12 protein-coding genes are annotated in these 15,284 nt (G+C 58.4%); 8 read left to right on the top strand and 4 right to left on the bottom strand.

Annotated elements, in window-relative coordinates; all coding sequences use genetic code 11:
• Window position 1: 1 nt before the first annotated feature.
• A complete protein-coding gene (ppnN, locus tag RYC18_RS22645; RefSeq protein ID WP_002554339.1) occupies window positions 2-1,375 on the bottom strand; it encodes a nucleotide 5'-monophosphate nucleosidase PpnN in 1,374 nt (457 codons plus the stop codon).
• A gap of 451 nt (window positions 1,376-1,826) precedes the next feature.
• On the opposite strand from ppnN, the gene RYC18_RS22640 reads away from it, so the two are divergent.
• The 7 genes from RYC18_RS22640 (at window position 1,827) to RYC18_RS22610 (ending at window position 8,121) form a co-directional block, all read left to right on the top strand.
• Window positions 1,827-2,501 carry a TIGR04211 family SH3 domain-containing protein gene (locus RYC18_RS22640; RefSeq protein WP_005731537.1) on the top strand — a complete coding sequence of 225 codons (675 nt, stop codon included), beginning with the start codon at window positions 1,827-1,829 and terminating at the stop codon, window positions 2,499-2,501.
• A 367-nt stretch (window positions 2,502-2,868) separates the two neighbouring features.
• Window positions 2,869-4,470 carry a tetratricopeptide repeat-containing response regulator gene (locus RYC18_RS22635; RefSeq protein WP_016981590.1) on the top strand — a complete coding sequence of 534 codons (1,602 nt, stop codon included), beginning with the start codon at window positions 2,869-2,871 and terminating at the stop codon, window positions 4,468-4,470.
• Window positions 4,467-5,162, top strand: coding sequence for a sensor histidine kinase (locus tag RYC18_RS22630; protein ID WP_005759355.1), 696 nt, complete (start codon window positions 4,467-4,469; stop codon window positions 5,160-5,162). The genes RYC18_RS22635 and RYC18_RS22630 overlap by 4 nt, the downstream gene beginning before the upstream one ends.
• A gap of 275 nt (window positions 5,163-5,437) precedes the next feature.
• Entirely contained in the window at window positions 5,438-5,647 is a 210-nt protein-coding gene (locus RYC18_RS22625; RefSeq protein WP_005780394.1) for a hypothetical protein, read from the top strand.
• Window positions 5,648-5,699: 52 nt separating this feature from the next.
• On the top strand, window positions 5,700-6,461 hold the full coding sequence (locus tag RYC18_RS22620) for an SDR family NAD(P)-dependent oxidoreductase (RefSeq protein WP_011169104.1): 762 nt from the start codon (window positions 5,700-5,702) through the stop codon (window positions 6,459-6,461).
• Window positions 6,458-7,099, top strand: coding sequence for a dTDP-4-amino-4,6-dideoxy-D-glucose acetyltransferase VioB (gene vioB, locus RYC18_RS22615; protein WP_316886872.1), 642 nt, complete (start codon window positions 6,458-6,460; stop codon window positions 7,097-7,099). The genes RYC18_RS22620 and vioB overlap by 4 nt, the downstream gene beginning before the upstream one ends.
• 5 nt (window positions 7,100-7,104) lie before the next feature.
• On the top strand, window positions 7,105-8,121 hold the full coding sequence (locus RYC18_RS22610; RefSeq protein WP_004658699.1) for a ketoacyl-ACP synthase III: 1,017 nt from the start codon (window positions 7,105-7,107) through the stop codon (window positions 8,119-8,121).
• A gap of 62 nt (window positions 8,122-8,183) precedes the next feature.
• Here RYC18_RS22610 and RYC18_RS22605 read toward each other — a convergent pair whose 3' ends face one another.
• From RYC18_RS22605 to vioA, 3 genes are all read right to left on the bottom strand, one after another.
• A complete protein-coding gene (locus RYC18_RS22605) occupies window positions 8,184-11,705 on the bottom strand; it encodes a glycosyltransferase (protein ID WP_316886871.1) in 3,522 nt (1,173 codons plus the stop codon).
• A gap of 74 nt (window positions 11,706-11,779) precedes the next feature.
• The gene (locus RYC18_RS22600) at window positions 11,780-12,505 is read right to left on the bottom strand and encodes a methyltransferase domain-containing protein (protein WP_005780400.1); all 726 of its coding nucleotides are present in this window, start codon (window positions 12,503-12,505) and stop codon (window positions 11,780-11,782) included.
• Window positions 12,505-13,623: a dTDP-4-amino-4,6-dideoxy-D-glucose aminotransferase VioA gene (vioA, locus tag RYC18_RS22595; RefSeq protein WP_002554329.1), complete on the bottom strand. Its 1,119-nt coding sequence runs from the start codon at window positions 13,621-13,623 to the stop codon at window positions 12,505-12,507. The genes RYC18_RS22600 and vioA overlap by 1 nt, the downstream gene beginning before the upstream one ends.
• 384 nt (window positions 13,624-14,007) lie before the next feature.
• On the opposite strand from vioA, the gene RYC18_RS22590 reads away from it, so the two are divergent.
• Window positions 14,008-15,249, top strand: coding sequence for a glutamine synthetase family protein (locus RYC18_RS22590; RefSeq protein ID WP_162491510.1), 1,242 nt, complete (start codon window positions 14,008-14,010; stop codon window positions 15,247-15,249).
• Window positions 15,250-15,284 lie beyond the last annotated feature (35 nt).

The raw sequence follows: 15,284 nt of genomic DNA, 5'->3' as shown, positions 1-15,284 counted from the left end.
ATCAGGCCACGACCTGATAGCACGGCACGTAGGCCGCGCCACCGGGCAACTTCATCCGGTGCTGATCGACAAACGCCTGCAGCAGCTTGTCCAGCGGCCCCATGATCGAAGGATCGCCTTGAATCTGATAAGGACCGTGCTCCTCGATCAGGCGAATGCCCTTGTCCTTGACGTTGCCCGCCACAATCCCGGAAAACGCCCGGCGCAGGTTGGCGGCCAGCTCGTGAGTGGGCACGTCGTGGTTCAGTTGCAGTTTCGACATGTTCTCGTGAGTCGGGTCGAAAGGGTGCTGGAAGCTTTCCTCGATCTTCAGCAGCCAGTTGAAGTGAAACGCGTCATTTCGCTCGCGGCGGAACTGCTTCACTTCTTTCAGGCCCTGAGTCATCTGCCGGGCGACGTCTGCCGGGTTGTCGATGATGATCTGGTAATGACGCTGCGCTTCTTCACCCAGCGTGGCACCGACGAAAGCGTGCAACTGTTGCAGGTACGGCTCGGTATTTTTCGGACCGGTCAGGATTACCGGGAACGGTACGTCCTTGTTGTCCGGGTGCATCAGAATGCCAAGCAGATAGAGGAACTCTTCAGCCGTGCCGGCGCCACCGGGGAAGATGATGATGCCGTGGCCAACGCGCACGAAGGCTTCGAGACGTTTTTCGATGTCCGGCAGGATCACCAGCTCGTTGACGATCGGGTTGGGTGCTTCGGCCGCAATGATGCCCGGCTCGGTCAGGCCCAGATAGCGACCGCCGACAATGCGTTGCTTGGCGTGGGCAATAGTCGCGCCCTTCATCGGGCCTTTCATTACGCCAGGGCCGCAGCCAGTGCAGATATCCAGGCTGCGCAGGCCCAGTTCATGGCCGACTTTCTTGGTGTATTTGTATTCTTCAGTGTTGATCGAGTGACCACCCCAGCACACCACCATCTTCGGCTCTACGCCAGCGCGCAGCGTGCGGGCATTGCGCAGCAGGTGGAACACGTAATCGGTGATGCCCTGAGAATTGCTCAGGTCGATGCGCTGGCTGTCCAGTTCGCTTTCGGTGTAAACGATGTCACGCAGGGCGCTGAACAGCATCTCGCGGGTGCTGGCGATCATTTCACCATCGACAAACGCATCGGCCGGAGCGTTGAGCAGCTCCAGGCGCACACCGCGATCCTGCTGATGAATTCGTACTTCAAAGCTTTCGTACGCCTCAAGAATGGTCTTGGCGTTATCGACGTGGGCGCCAGTATTGAGAATGGCCAGGGCGCACTGGCGAAACAGGGTGTAGGTGCTGCCTGAACCGGCCGCGCTGAGTTGTTGCACTTCACGCTGGGACAGGGTTTCAAGGCTGCCTTTCGGGCTTACGGTGGCGTTAATCACTTGTCTTGGGATCATTCTATTTTCCATTAGAGCGATGCAGTCGAGCATCAGGATGGTGAACATTGAGAACATTCACCCCTGTGGAGCCTTTTCTACAGCACTTGGCCGGGAAAGCAAACGCCGGACCGCAGACGTCCCCTGTTTGAGCCTTTGTGCGCCATCGTAGGATTGAATCGGCAAGCGAATTCTTTTGAAAGCAGGCACTTGCCCGGCATGACCGTGCGGCTGAATTTTGACGCGTACAACGGGCAATAGTGAACCTGACCCCGTTAACGGAGTCTGTTAGCTGATGGACTTTCTGGACGGCCTGCACGAAAGGGATCATCAGGTGCTTTTAAGCGCGCCTGATAGGCAGACATTCCGTCCGGGCAGGAGTTGCAAAACCTTTGATCGCCTGCCGCTCCCATCCTTAGCCGGCCCGTTAAACGAGGCTTTATTTTCATTTCAGATAAAGATAATTATCGCCATGTCTCGTCATTTCTCCGCACTTCTTTCCCGAGCCCCTGGCCTGTTCGCTGTTTCGCGTCGCTTGCTCGGCGCAGGCCTGTTTGGCGCTGCATTGACCGTTGTCGTTCCTGGCAACGCGCAGGCCGCAGGCAGCGATCGCTGGGTCAGCGACAGCCTCACCACCTACGTACGCAGCGGACCAACCGATGATCATCGGATTGTGGGGACGCTGAAATCCGGGCAGAAGGTCGAGCTGCTCAGCTCTTCGGGCAAGTTCAGCCAGGTGCGCGGCGAAGGCGGTTCCACGGTGTGGATCCCCAGCACTGACCTGCAGGAGGTGCCTGGTCAGGCCGAGCGTGTGCCGCAACTGACCCAGCAGGTCACCGAGCTGACCGATCAACTGGCAGGCATCGACAATACTTGGAAGACCCGTGTGCAAGGTATGCAAGAGACTCTTGATGCGCGCAAGAAACTGGTCGACGAACTGGAAGCCCGCACCAAGACCCTTAACGATCAACTGGCTGATTCTCAGGCCGAATTGCGTGCCACTCAGGCGCGGCTCGGCGACGAGAACAAGCAGGTGATGATGCGCTACATGGTCTATGGCGGCAGCATTGCCGGTGCAGGCCTGCTGGTGGGCCTGATCCTTCCGGCGTTGACCAAGGGTCGCAAGAAGAACGATGGCTGGGTGTAAACCTGCCCGAAACACCTGTTCATGCTGGCGCCGCGCGCTGGCATGAACGAAAGGTGATGAGCCTCCGCTAAAACTCCCTTCCTGCTCCTGCAATTACGATCCAGCACGCAAAATGTCTGCATGCCTGCCGCCCGGACAATGCGCGAAGTTGATGTTCGTTCTACAGTTTCTGCCCGTATGGTCGAAAAACTGAGTGTTGCCCTGAACCGCGTGGCTTGTTGCGGAGAGGGCGGCAACGGCGAACTGTGTTATGGCATGTTGCCATCAGTTATTATGTGCGTCCTGAAAAATGGGCTGCCGAGTCGGGTCTGAGTGGTTTTCAGGCCGTGGGTCTCATATTTTCACCCTCTCCTGTGCAGGAATCCGGATGCTGGCGTACAACCAAAAAAGCTTTCTTATCGTTGATGACTTCTCTGACTTTCGCAGTTCAGTGCGGTCGATGCTGCGTGAACTGGGCGTCAAGGAAGTGGATACCGCCGACACCGGCGAGCAGGCGCTGCGCATGTGCTCGCAAAAGCGTTATGACTTCGTATTGCACGACTTCAATCTGGGTGATGGCCGCAAGAATGGCCAGCAGGTGCTGGAAGACTTGATGGTCGAGCGGCTGCTGAGTTACGAAAGCGTATTCATTATGGTCACTGCCGAAAACAGTCAGGCGATGGTCATGAGTGCGCTTGAGTGGGAGCCGGACGGTTACCTGACCAAGCCGTTCAACCGTGCCGGGCTGGCCCAGCGCCTGGAAAAGCTGGTGCAGCGCAAGACCTTGCTCAAGCCGATTCTGCAGGCCCTCGACCGGCGCAAACCGGCCGAGGTACTGGCCGCGTGCAACAAGCTGATCGAGCAGGACCCGCGTTATGCGCCGTTGTGCTTGCGCTACAAGGCGGATGCCTTGCGTGATTTGAAGCAGAACGAGCCACTGGAAGCTTTTCTCAAGACCATTCTGGCTGATCGTGCCACGCCGTGGGCCTACGGCGCGTTGGGCAGTCTGCTGCTGAAACGCGGCAAGACTGCCGAAGCGCAGGCCGTCTATGAACAGGCAATCAAGGCGTTTCCGGCCATGCCGGCGCTGTTCGACGGCCTGGCTGATGTGCTGGTGGCGCTTGGCGATGCCAAGCGGGCGCAGACGGTTCTGGAAAGCGCTGTGCGCCTGTCGCCTCTGGCAGTCCGTCGACAGAAGCTGCTGGGCAAGCTGGCGCTGGGCAACGAGGATTTTGAAAGTGCCTCCAAAGCTTATCGCCAGGCGGTTTCCCAAGGCCAGCATTCGCGCTTCAAGGACCCGGAAACCAACCTGGGTCTGGCACATGCTCTGATCAGCAAGGGCGGCGAGCAGGGGCTGGATGCGCGCACGCGTGTCGAGATCAACAACGCCCTTGTCGACGTTGCCAAGGAACATACCGACGACGAAGGTCTGCAAGTGCGCACCCGCCTGATGAAGGCTGCCAGCCTGCAGCACTCGGACCCGGAAACCGCAGCCAAGCTCACCGAACAGGCGATGACCAGGCTCGATGGCATGGAGCAGGTGCTCAGTGCCGATGCCGCCCTGATGGTGGCTGCGCAGCTCAAGAAGCTGGGGCAGGAAGAAGCGGGCGCCAGTGTTTTGAAGAGCTGTGCTGAAGCCTATGGCGATGATCCGGCGGTGATGAAAAGCGTCGCCAACATGACCGACGATCCCGCGATTCTGGGCGCCAGCAAGGCTGCAATCGATTTCAACCTGCAAGGCGTGCGCAGTTACAAGGCCGGCAACCTCACCGAGGCGCAGGCGTTTTTCCGCAGCGCGCTGGGCTTGCAGCCGAAGAACATCAGTATTGTGCTGAACATGGTGCAGTCGCTGCTTCATCCGGGGCAGAACCTCGGGCAGGCCGGCATTGACGAATGCCGTGCCAGCCTGAAGGTGCTGGGCAAGATTCCGGAAAGCGATCCGCGTTATGAGCGTTACCAGAAACTCAGGGAGAGGGCGTTTGGCGCATGAGTGAAGAGACAGAGCAGGGCCTCGACTTTTCCATGGTGATCGCCTCCACCGTGCACGACATGAAAAACTCGCTGGCGACCCTGACACAGGCGCACAGCGAGTGGCTGGCGAAGCTTTCCGGTCAGCAGCGTGACATGCCGGAACAGGGCGTCATCGACTATGAGTTCGCCAATCTCAACGGCATGCTCGTGCAACTGCTGGGCCTATACAAACTCGGTGTCAATCAACTGCCGTTGCGTCCGGATTACCACGAACTGGACGATTTCATCGAAGCGCAGCTGGCGCACCATCAGGACGTGCTGGCCAGCCGCGGTATCGCCGCGCGCTATGAAATCGATGACATGAGCCCCTTGGGCTTTTTTGACCGTGAACTGGTGGGCTCGGTGGTCGGCAATATCATCGTCAATGCCATCGGCTTTGCCCGCGAGCAGATCGTGATCAGCATCGGTGAAGAAGGCGGTCAGTTGAAGATCACCCTCAATGACGATGGTCCCGGTTACCCGGCGTATCTGATCGAGCGTCAAACCGAATACGTGCAGGGCATCAATCAGGGCAGTGGCAGTACCGGCCTGGGCTTGTACTTTGCTGCGCACATTGCCCGGCTGCATGTGCGCAACGGCATGCGCGGGCGAATCGAAATCGCCAACGGCGGCGTGCTGGGCGGGGCAATGTTCAGCATTTATCTGCCCTGAAACCCGAACTGCAATTGCTGCGAAATATGATACAGCCGCGCACCAGCATTATATTGACGCGGTGCCGCGCACTTGCGTTATCCCGTTGTCGATAAGCCTGTCATGTTTTTGACTTTCGTGTCCTCAATGCCTGCCTTTTGCCCCTGTCCAGCCCGGTAACAGGGGCTTCCCCGTGTGCTCAATGGCTTGGTTCGATTATTGCTAACGTCCTGTCAGGCGCAGGCTTTGGTCGGCGCGCGTTTTAATCCAATAGCAGGCTGTCCGGGAGCATCGATATGGAAGACAAAGTACTTAAGCTGATCGAAGAAGCGATGGAAGCAGGCGAAGGCACCTTGAGCAAAGAACAAAGTCTGGATTGGGACTCCATTGCGGTCCTGACCTTCATGTCGCTTGCGAATGAACGGCTGGATAAGAACCTGTCGGCCAACCGTCTCAACGCTTGCAAGAGTGTGGATGACGTCATCGGTCTCGTTACAGAGTCATAAGCGATCAGGGGTTTTCCAGGCGGTGCCGGTCAGCCCTGAAGAGGAACGTTGGGTGGTGAGTAATCCGTTTTCATTAAGCGGCAAATTGATCATGGTCACAGGTGCCTCTTCCGGCATCGGCAGCCAGGTTGCGATATGGCTGAGCCAGCAGGGCGCCCGGGTGGTACTGGTTGCCAGGAACACCGAACGGCTTGAAGCAACAAGGCGCCAGCTTCACGGTGAGAGTCACGGGGTCGAGCCTTTTGACTTGCTTGACGGGCACGCAGTCCCGGCCTGGATGAAAACCCTGGCCAGCACCTACGGGCCTTTCGACGGGCTGGTGCATGCTGCCGGTGTACAGATGCCGCTGCCGATTCGAGCCTTGGCAATCGAGCAATGGGAAACGGTATTTGCCACCAACGTGACCTCTGGCTTTTCGCTGATAAAGTCATTCAGGCAGAAAGGCGTCTTCGTTCAAGGGGCTAGTATTGTTCTGCTTTCATCGGTGATGGCTCAGGCCGCCCAGCCTTCCCTGATGGCCTACTGCGCCAGTAAAGGCGCAGTGGAATCGATGGTCCGCGCTGCGGCACTTGAACTGGCCAGAGACGGAATAAGGGTCAATGCCATTGCGCCGGGCATAGTGCGAACCGAAATGACCCGCAAGCTTGAAGATCTGGTCGGTATCGATTCCATGGCCGTGGTTGAGCAGAAGCACCCGCTGGGGTTTGGTGAGCCGCTGGACATAGCCTATGCGGTCAATTACCTGTTGTCTCCGGCGGCTCGCTGGGTGACCGGAACAGCGATGGTTGTGGATGGAGGATACCTGGCGCAATGAATGCCAATAGATTGCTCATCGTAGGTGCCGGCGCTTTCGGCCGTGAAGTGCACGCTTGGCTGACGGATTGGGTGGAGAACAATCCGGGATGGCTCATCGCCGGATTCATCAATGACGGCCCGGGCTCGACCGAGCGCTTCGACCATTATCCGCCTGTCGTTTCGACGGTGGACGGCTACCAGCCAAAGCCCGAAGAGTATCTGATCTGCGCGATTGGCGATCCGAGCGGCAAGCGCCTGGTCGTGGAAAAACTCCTTGCCAGGGGCGCGCAATTTTTCACCCTCATTCACCCCTCGGTCATCATTGGCGAAAATGTTTCCATTGGCCTGGGTGCGGTGATCTGTCCTTCAACGGTGCTCACGGTCGATCTTCGCATCGGCGCATTTGTAACACTCAATATTGGCTGTCTGGTGGGGCATGACGCAGACATCGGCGACTTCTCCACCTTGAGCGGGCATTGCGATATCACTGGCGGTGTCGTGCTGGAGGAGGGTGTTTTCATGGGGACGCATGCCAGCGTCCTGCCAAAGGTAAGGATCGGCAAACAGGCTGTGGTCGGAGCGGGTAGCGTTGCAATACGCAATGTCGCCGCTGGCACTACAGTATTCGGTGTACCTGCCACACGCATATCGGGGTAACGCTCATGGGCGCTCATGCCAGGATCGTGAACATAGAATATGAACTGCCTGCTCATTCGCTGGACAATGAAACACTGGCGCGCGAATTTCCCGAATGGGATGTCGAGAAAATCTTCTCGAAGACCGGTATTGGCGAGCGGCGCATCATCGACAAGGATGAAACTGCGTCCGACCTTGCGTACCGCGCCTGCGAGAAGTTGTTTCTCAACGGAGATATTCAGCGCAGCGAAGTAGACGCACTGATTTACTGCACGCAAAGCCCGGATTATGTATTGCCCGCCACCGCCTGCATTCTGCAGCACCGCTTGCAACTTCCCACCCACTGCGCCGCCTTCGATTTCAATCAGGGCTGTTCAGGCTACATTTACGGGCTTGGCATCGCCAAAGGGTTGATCGAGTCAGGGCAATGCCGGAACGTATTGCTGGTGACGGCGGAAACCTACAGTCGCTACATTCATCCGCAGGACAAAAGTGTTCGTACCCTGTTCGGTGACGCCGCGGCTGTGACCCTGCTCAGCGCGACTGAGGGCGGGCCTTTCCTGGAACGTTTTCGTTATGGCAGTGACGGCTCCGGGGCGGAAAACCTGATGGTCCCGATTGGCGGTGCGCGAAGGCCCTCGGCGGAAAACCTTCAGCCTGCCGAGTATCAGGATGACGGTGGCAGTGTGCGTACCGATGCACACCTGTACATGAATGGCCCGGCGATTTTCGAGTTTTCCATGACCCGCGTACCGCAGTTGTTCGCATCGTTGTTCGATGACGAACTGGGTGTGGCCGATGTCGATCTGTTCGTGTTTCATCAGGCCAACCACTTCATGCTGGATGCCCTGCGTCGGCGTTTGAAGTTGCCGGTCGAGAAGTTCGTTTCTGCCTTCCAGCACTGTGGCAATACGGTGTCGTGCACCATTCCCATTGCGCTGAAGGAATCCTTGAACCGCGGTACGCTGAAACCGGGCGACCGGGTTGCTGCAGTCGGGTTCGGGGTGGGCTATTCGTGGGGGGCGTGCGTCATACGCTGGTAAACATCATCGCTCTGCGTCACCGCCCGGACGCAGAGCTTGTTGTTGGTTTTAATCCTTTCTGATCAGCCCTTCAGCCAGGCATCGCGCCAGGCTTGCAAGTGATCGGCCTCAAGCATCCAGTTATCAATGACAGCCTGTCTCAAGGCGTCGCCCTTGCGTGCGCACTCATCCAACTGATCAATGTGTTGCTCGATGGCACTGACCCAGGCATTCGTCTCGTTTTCCACCCGAGTGACGGGCAGGTCTTCAGGCGCACTGAGCACATCACTGCAAATGACCGGATAACCGCAGGCACCGAATTCCAGCAGGGCCACCGGGCTTTTGCTCGTATTGATCAGGTTGGATTCTGCAGGCGCCAACACCAGATCCAGGTTCAGACTGGCCAGCGTCCCAGGGAACAAAGTGCCCTCCACGGGCGAACGCAGTTCATGAATATAAGGGCGTAGCCAGCGCGTGCAGGGTCCCATGATGACCCACTCCACACGGTCTGCCAGCGCCTTGATGACTTCTGACAGAATCAGCAGGTCGCCCGTTTCTGCCGCCGTGCCTACCCAACCTACACGAGGTCTGGGGCGAGTCTGGCGCTGGCTTTGCAGATTGCGCCATGGCTCAGGCGCAAGTCGGGTTTCAATCACCTGAACGTTGGGGTGTGAGCCCTCCAGCAGCTCCGCCAGCGCTGTTGTGGGGACTGTGATCAGATCTGCCCGCGCCAGCCCGTGGCGCAGGGAAGCCTGCACTGTTGCGAGTGGCACAGCGCTCTTGTCGATTTCAGCGTACGCCGGGTAGTGCGGCAGGTCGTAGGCCACCCAGGCATTGGTGTGGTCCTTGATCGCGTTGATGCTGGCAATCAGGCTTTCGTTTACTGGCCCCTGGATAACCACCGTATCCGGGCTGAGTCTGGCAATTTCCACGAATGGAAGCGGCGCATGGCTGATGATGCCGTCTGTCTCGCGCTCGGCGCTCAGGCTTTGCAGCGCGGCGCTGATGCGATTGCCGGCAGCCGCATGATTGCAGGGCAGAGCAAGGACCACCGGCAGTGGACGGTGGGTCAATGGCCGCCAGCTCAACTGCGGGTTGCTCTGGGCGACGAAACTGTCAGTCAGCGTCAGATTCTTGTTGTATGCAGGGTCCCAGGCCATGTAGTGCAGCCAGCGGTGGTAGAGCGCGCGCGTCGCGAAGTCCAGTGCTTCAGCGTCGCTCTGTGCGTCGTCCGGGCGCAGCGCGACGATGGCGTGCGGTGTCCAGACGACCAGATGCCCAGTGCTGCGCGCCTTCAGGCACAGGTCCACATCATTGAAGTGCAGGGGGAACAAGTGTTCGTCCAGCCCTTGCACCTCTTCATGCACGGACTTGCGAATCATCAGGCAGGAGCCGCTGACAGCGCTGTAGTTCTGATCTGTTTCCAGACGTTGCGCATCGCTCGCAGATCCTGCGATGTCGCTGGCAGTGACGGTGGCCGCGGTGCCATTGAGGCCCATGATGATGCCGGCCTGCACGACATTACCATCCGTCGAAATGAGTTTCGCGCCGACAACGCCTACTTCAGGGCGCAGTGCGTGGTTGAGCAGGTGGTTGAGCCAGTCCTGCTGGATGATCAGGGCGTGGCTGTCGAGCATCACAAGATAGTCGCCCAGCGCGTGTTCGGCTGCAGAGTTGAGCAGCGCCGACGGGCTCAGTGCCTGTTCGTGGCGAACGATGCGAATCCGTTCCGACTGCATCGAATCGATGGTCGCCAGCCATTGCGTGGTCTGCGCCGACTGGCTGTTGTTGTCGCAAATCAGAATTTCATAGTGCGGATATGTCGTGTTTTCCAGAATGCTCTCTACGCAGGGCAGCAGCGTTTCGAGCTGATCCTGCGAGGTGACGAGAATGGAGACCAGAGGCTGTTCGGCATGGCCGTAATCGATCCGGTAAAGTCCCGATTCCAGCGCATGCACCTTACTGCCTGGGTAGCCACGCACGTGCAGATGCCGTTGCACGGTGCGCGCCTGATCGTAGTTCTCCTGCGCCTGCCATAAGGGCGAGATGATCATCGGCTCGCAAGAGTGCGCAAATTCGGTATAGCCCGAACCCTCAATCATGCGCAGGATCAGGTCGAGTTCAATGGCCTGCGCGTGGACTGGGTCGAAGCCGCCCACTTCCAGAGCTTTTTCACGATTGAACAGCCAATTGCGGCTGGTTGCCGCCGGGCAGGTCAGCAGGTAATCCAGGCTGAAGTCCGGGCGAAAGGCCAGATGAGCACCTGCCTGCGCATGCAGGGTCACTTCGTCGCCGAACACTGCGCAGGCTTCGGGCGTTTCGATCATTTTCATGACAGCGCACAGCAGGCCGCTCGAGGTGAACGTCGTGCCGGCGTCAACCAGGATCCACCACGCTTGGTCGTTTTCCTGCATCAACGCGTTGATGACCGTTGCACGGTTTTCCATGCTGGCATCCCGCCAGGGCAGTTGCGCTTGCAGCGGCGTCTGCTGTTCCCGGTCGTAGTCGGCAAGGACAAACACCTTGAGCTTGTCGAGCAGCGGCGCATCGGACGCCAGGCTTTGCAGCGTGCTCAGCACGCTCTCGGGCTGCTGATTGAAGTCCGACACGACAATCGCAACCGCAGGGCCGCCGTTGTGTTGTTGCAGGTACTCTTCAAGCAACACATGCTGGGCTGGCGTAGGTCGACGCTGAGCCAGCCAGCCGGCGACACGGGTATTCCGAACAGTGGCTTCGGGCCTTCTGTCGAAGTAGGCCAGCAGGTCCATTTCCTGAATATTGTCGCGTTGTGACAGCGGAGCAACCTTGACCTTGCCATTGAACTCGTCAGGCCTTACCCAGCCCAGCTCTGTGGGAATGCGCCTGAAGTTGGCGTGACCTTCGCGAGGCAGGGTCGGGTCTTTTCTGAATGCCTCGCTGCTCTGCTGATCCGACACCCGGAAATAGGAAAGGGGACGGGCGAGCATCGCCAGGTTTCCATGACGCAAGAGCTTTACGTACATGGCCAAATCACCCAGCCCCCAGATCAGCACCTGTTGCAGAGACATGATGTCCTGCCCGAATACCAGCAGGTCTTCGCGACGACACATGACTGCACTGGGCTCGCCGACGAAGTTGATCGGGTGACTGGCCAGAAAGGACACCAGCTCGGGACCGTTCAGAACGACGTTTTTGCCGAATGGGTAGGCCGTGTAGAGGTTGTCTGCCAGCAGAGCGCCGTTGGCGTCGATCCTCTTTCTGGTCGCTGACACGACTTTGATGTCCGGGCTGTCGTGCATGACATCGAACATCAGGCGCACGCAGTCCGGGAGAAGGATGTCATCGTCGTAGAGAAACTTGATGTACTCACCCTGCGCACGCGCTATGGCGTGTGCGATGTTGTGAGGTTCGCCCAGCGGCGTTGCATTTTTGAAATAGTGAATGGGCCAGCGGCTGTTCGGGCTGAGCTTTTCGACAATAGCCTTGATGCCATCGTCACGGCAGTCGTCGGTGATGATGATCTCGATGTCGTCGTGGTTCTGGCGCAGCGCGCTGGCAAGCGCTGCTTCGAAGAAAGCCGGTTTGTAAGCGGGGATGACAATACTGACCAGGCGTGAAGAACTCATCGCAATACCACTTTTGAAAAAGTTTTAAAAACCAACCGGGCAACGCAGTCGGCGTCCATGATCTGCAGTTGTCGTCAGCTTTTTTGGCCTATATACAAAACCGACTGCTCCGTAATGCCGTGCTGCTTGAAGACGCCTTCACCAAATGCCTGCGAGCCGAGGGCCTTCACGTCGAAACCGGCCTGCGTCAAACGGGACTGGAAGTCTTGTCCGGCGTACATCCGCACATGATCGTCCTGGCCGAAGCGCGCCCAGCGCTCATCGACGCTGGCCTCGTCCGGGTCTTCTTCGGTTTCGGTGGCGGTCAGCAGAATCGGCACCATCAGGATGGCAGAGCCGCCTTTGGCCAGTACCCGAAACAGCTCGGACATGGCCTTGCGGTCATCAGGTACGTGCTCAAGTACGTGCGAGCACACGATGAAATCGAAGGACTCGTCGGCATACATGTGCATGTCCATGATGTCGACCACGTCATCAGCCAGCGGCGAGAACAGGTCTGCCGAGCGATATCGGGCGTTGGGCAGGCTGCGCAGAAACTTCGAGAGCACCACTGCCGGTGCGATATCGAGAATGCGCAGTGGTTTGCCCGGCGGGTTGTAGAGCATGTTCATGGCAAACAGCGCGTAAAGCCGGTCACGGTCCGACGCCATGCATTCGGGGCAGCTGTATTGCCCGACGTTAAGGGTCTCGAAGTCTTCGATGCAGTAGTGGACGTTCAGGCGGTGGAGGATTTCCAGATGGCTTCTACCCAGCGGATAGAAGTTCGGAAAACGACAGGAGCAGACCGGGCACGTTCGCATTAGCAGTTCTCTTTACTGGCTGTGACGATCACATCAATGATGCTGTCGAAGGCTTCATCCGTCAGGCTGTCGTAGATCGGCAGGCACAGGATCTGACTGGACAGACCGGTCGCGACACGCAGGCGATCAGGTTTTGCCGAGTCAAGGCCCCGGTACATCGGGAATGTGGAAATGAGCGGGTAAAAGTAACGGCGCGCCAGGATATTGTGGTCGCGGAACCGCTGATAAAGGTCATCGCGAGAAATCGCGAAGTCTTCGGTGACCAGCACCGGGAAGTACGAGTAATTGTGTTTTTCGGTGCTTTTCCAGAGAATTTTCAGCCCCGGTACCGTTGCCAGCGCATCGCGATAGCGTTCATCGATACGTTGCCGTTTCAAGAGCGCTTCATCGATGTACTTCAACTGAAGCAGACCGAACGCAGCGTTGATTTCACTCATCTTGCCGTTGATTCCCGGCGCGACCACGGTCACTTCGTCAGCAAATCCGAAGTTCTTCAGGTAATCGATACGTTGCTTGGTCTTGGCATCCGGACTGATGATGGCCCCGCCTTCGAAGGTGTTGAACACCTTGGTGGCGTGAAAGCTCAGCACCGACAGATCCCCGTGATTCAACAGGCTTTGCCCGCGATGCTGGACACCGAACGCATGGGCGGCATCGTAGATGACCTTAAGGCCATAGCGATCGGCGATCTGCTGAATGCGGTCGACGTCACACGGGATGCCGTAGCAGTGTACGGGCATGATCGCCGTGGTAGCCGGAGTGATGGCTTCTTCGATGCGCTCCGGGTCCAGGTTGTAAGTACCCGGATCGATGTCGACAAACACCGGCGTCAGGCTGTTCCAGAGCAGCGAATGGGCGGTTGCCACGAACGAGTAGGGCGTGGTGATGACTTCGCCCTTGATGCGCAGCGCCTGAATGGCGGTCATCAGCGCCAGCGTGCCATTGGAAAACAGCGAGAGATGCTGCACGCCCAGGTACTCGGCCAGCTCCTTTTCAAGCTGCTGGTGAAACGGCCCGCCATTGGTGAGCTGGCGGCTTTCCCATATGTGTTCGAGGTAGGGAATGAACTCCTCCAGAGGCGGTAACAGAGGACGAGTTACTGGAATCGGTGCGCTCATGGAGGGTTCTCTGCTCGTGTTTTATCCGATTGCTGTTCGAAAGGGCATCTGCTTCAAGGGCTTCCGGCAAAGGCGTTGCCATTGACATAAAAATGACAGTCGAACTGTTGTGACCGGGGTACACAGCAAGAACCCGGCCAAGACCGCTTTTGCCGGATCAGGTAGAGGTCGGGTAGTGATCATTCTCACGAAGGTGTTTCAGTGCTTGATATCCCGAACGCCCGCTGCGTATTTTGTACGGGTTGCCGCCAAGCGGCCTGGCCCATGACAAAGGATTGAACCATGACACGCAATGACCCCCATCCGCTGGCACAGCTGCTGATGGGCATTGATGAAGTGGAGTGTGTGACCCCGGACCTGAACGGCGTGCCTCGCGGCAAGGTGATGACCGCTGCCGGTTTTCTGGAGGGCAGGCGATTGCAGCTTGCGCGGGGGGTGTTGCTGCAATGCATCATGGGCGGGTACCCGCCGTCACGGTTTTACGGTAGCGATGATGGCGACCTCGCGCTGCTCAGCGATCCGCAGCAGGTCCATCGTCTGCCCTGGAGCGAGCAACCGCGCGCCCTGGCCATCTGCGATGCCGAAGAGTTGAGCGGCGAGCGTTGCATGCTCTCGACGCGCAGCCAGCTAAAGGCCGTCATCGCCCGCTACGCCGCACGGGGGTTGGCACCGGTGGTGGCCACCGAACTGGAGTTCTTTGTCTTTGCGCCCAACCCCGAGCCGCTGTATCCGTTCGTGCCGCCGACAGGGCTGGACGGACGACGCGAGCAGGGGCATTCAGCGTTCAGTGTCAGCTCGAACAATGGCTTGCGGCCTTTTTTCGCCGAGGTATACGCCTGCATGGCGGCGTTGGGTCTGCCGCGTGACACGGTGATGCACGAGATGGGCGTCAGCCAGTTCGAGATCAACCTGCTGCATGGCGACCCGCTGCTGCTCGCCGACCAGACCTTTCTGTTCAAGCACCTGCTCAAGGAGGTCGCGCTCAAGCACGGGCTTATTGTGGTCTGCATGGCCAAGCCGCTCGCGCACACGGCGGGCAGTTCGATGCATCTTCATCAGAGCGTTGTAGCAACAGACTCCGGGGTAAACGTCTTCAGTGGTGCAGATGGCCAACCGACTGACACGTTTCGTCACTTTATCGCGGGTCAGCAGGCCTGCATGGCTGATTTCACAGCGCTGTTCGCGCCCAACGTGAATTCCTATCAGCGCCTGTGCCAGCCCTATGCTTCGCCCAATAACGCCTGCTGGTCCTACGACAATCGCGCAGCCGGCCTGCGCATCCCGTCGAGTGCAGCGGCGGCTCGAAGGGTGGAGAACCGTTTGCCAGGCGCCGACGCCAATCCTTATCTGGCCATCGCCGCAAGCCTGGCGGCCGGGCTGCATGGCATCGAGCAAAAGCTGGAACCCACCCCGCCCATGCAAGGCGCGATTGAGGTGCCGGAAGAATTGTCATTGCCGTGTACCCTGCACGCCGCTCTGGAGCGTCTGAAAAGCAGTCAGTTGGCCAAGGAACTGTTTGGTCATGAATTCATCGAAGGCTACATCGCGTCGAAGACCCTGGAACTGACCAGTTTTTTCGACGAGATAACCCCCTGGGAACGGCGCGTTCTGGCTGCTCAGGTTTAAGAATCGCAGTGTTGGGCTCGCCCGGTCGGGCGACT

The sequence above is a fragment of the Pseudomonas syringae group sp. 247E2 genome (assembly GCF_032587795.1).
GTDB classification, from domain to species: Bacteria; Pseudomonadota; Gammaproteobacteria; order Pseudomonadales; family Pseudomonadaceae; genus Aquipseudomonas; species Aquipseudomonas amygdali.
The sequence above is the reverse complement of the archived record's forward strand: the minus strand, read 5'-3'. Positions and strand labels throughout refer to the sequence as shown.

Excerpts from the sequence above, each read along its gene's own strand:
- ppnN (WP_002554339.1), bottom strand. The coding sequence starts at position 1,375 with ATGATCCCAAGACAAGTGATTAACGCCACCGTAAGCCCGAAAGGCAGC.
- RYC18_RS22640 (WP_005731537.1), top strand. The coding sequence starts at position 1,827 with ATGTCTCGTCATTTCTCCGCACTTCTTTCCCGAGCCCCTGGCCTGTTC.
- RYC18_RS22635 (WP_016981590.1), top strand. The coding sequence starts at position 2,869 with ATGCTGGCGTACAACCAAAAAAGCTTTCTTATCGTTGATGACTTCTCT.
- RYC18_RS22630 (WP_005759355.1), top strand. The coding sequence starts at position 4,467 with ATGAGTGAAGAGACAGAGCAGGGCCTCGACTTTTCCATGGTGATCGCC.
- RYC18_RS22625 (WP_005780394.1), top strand. The coding sequence starts at position 5,438 with ATGGAAGACAAAGTACTTAAGCTGATCGAAGAAGCGATGGAAGCAGGC.
- vioB (WP_316886872.1), top strand. The coding sequence starts at position 6,458 with ATGAATGCCAATAGATTGCTCATCGTAGGTGCCGGCGCTTTCGGCCGT.
- RYC18_RS22610 (WP_004658699.1), top strand. The coding sequence starts at position 7,105 with ATGGGCGCTCATGCCAGGATCGTGAACATAGAATATGAACTGCCTGCT.
- RYC18_RS22605 (WP_316886871.1), bottom strand. The coding sequence starts at position 11,705 with ATGAGTTCTTCACGCCTGGTCAGTATTGTCATCCCCGCTTACAAACCG.
- RYC18_RS22600 (WP_005780400.1), bottom strand. The coding sequence starts at position 12,505 with ATGCGAACGTGCCCGGTCTGCTCCTGTCGTTTTCCGAACTTCTATCCG.
- vioA (WP_002554329.1), bottom strand. The coding sequence starts at position 13,623 with ATGAGCGCACCGATTCCAGTAACTCGTCCTCTGTTACCGCCTCTGGAG.
- RYC18_RS22590 (WP_162491510.1), top strand. The coding sequence starts at position 14,008 with ATGACCGCTGCCGGTTTTCTGGAGGGCAGGCGATTGCAGCTTGCGCGG.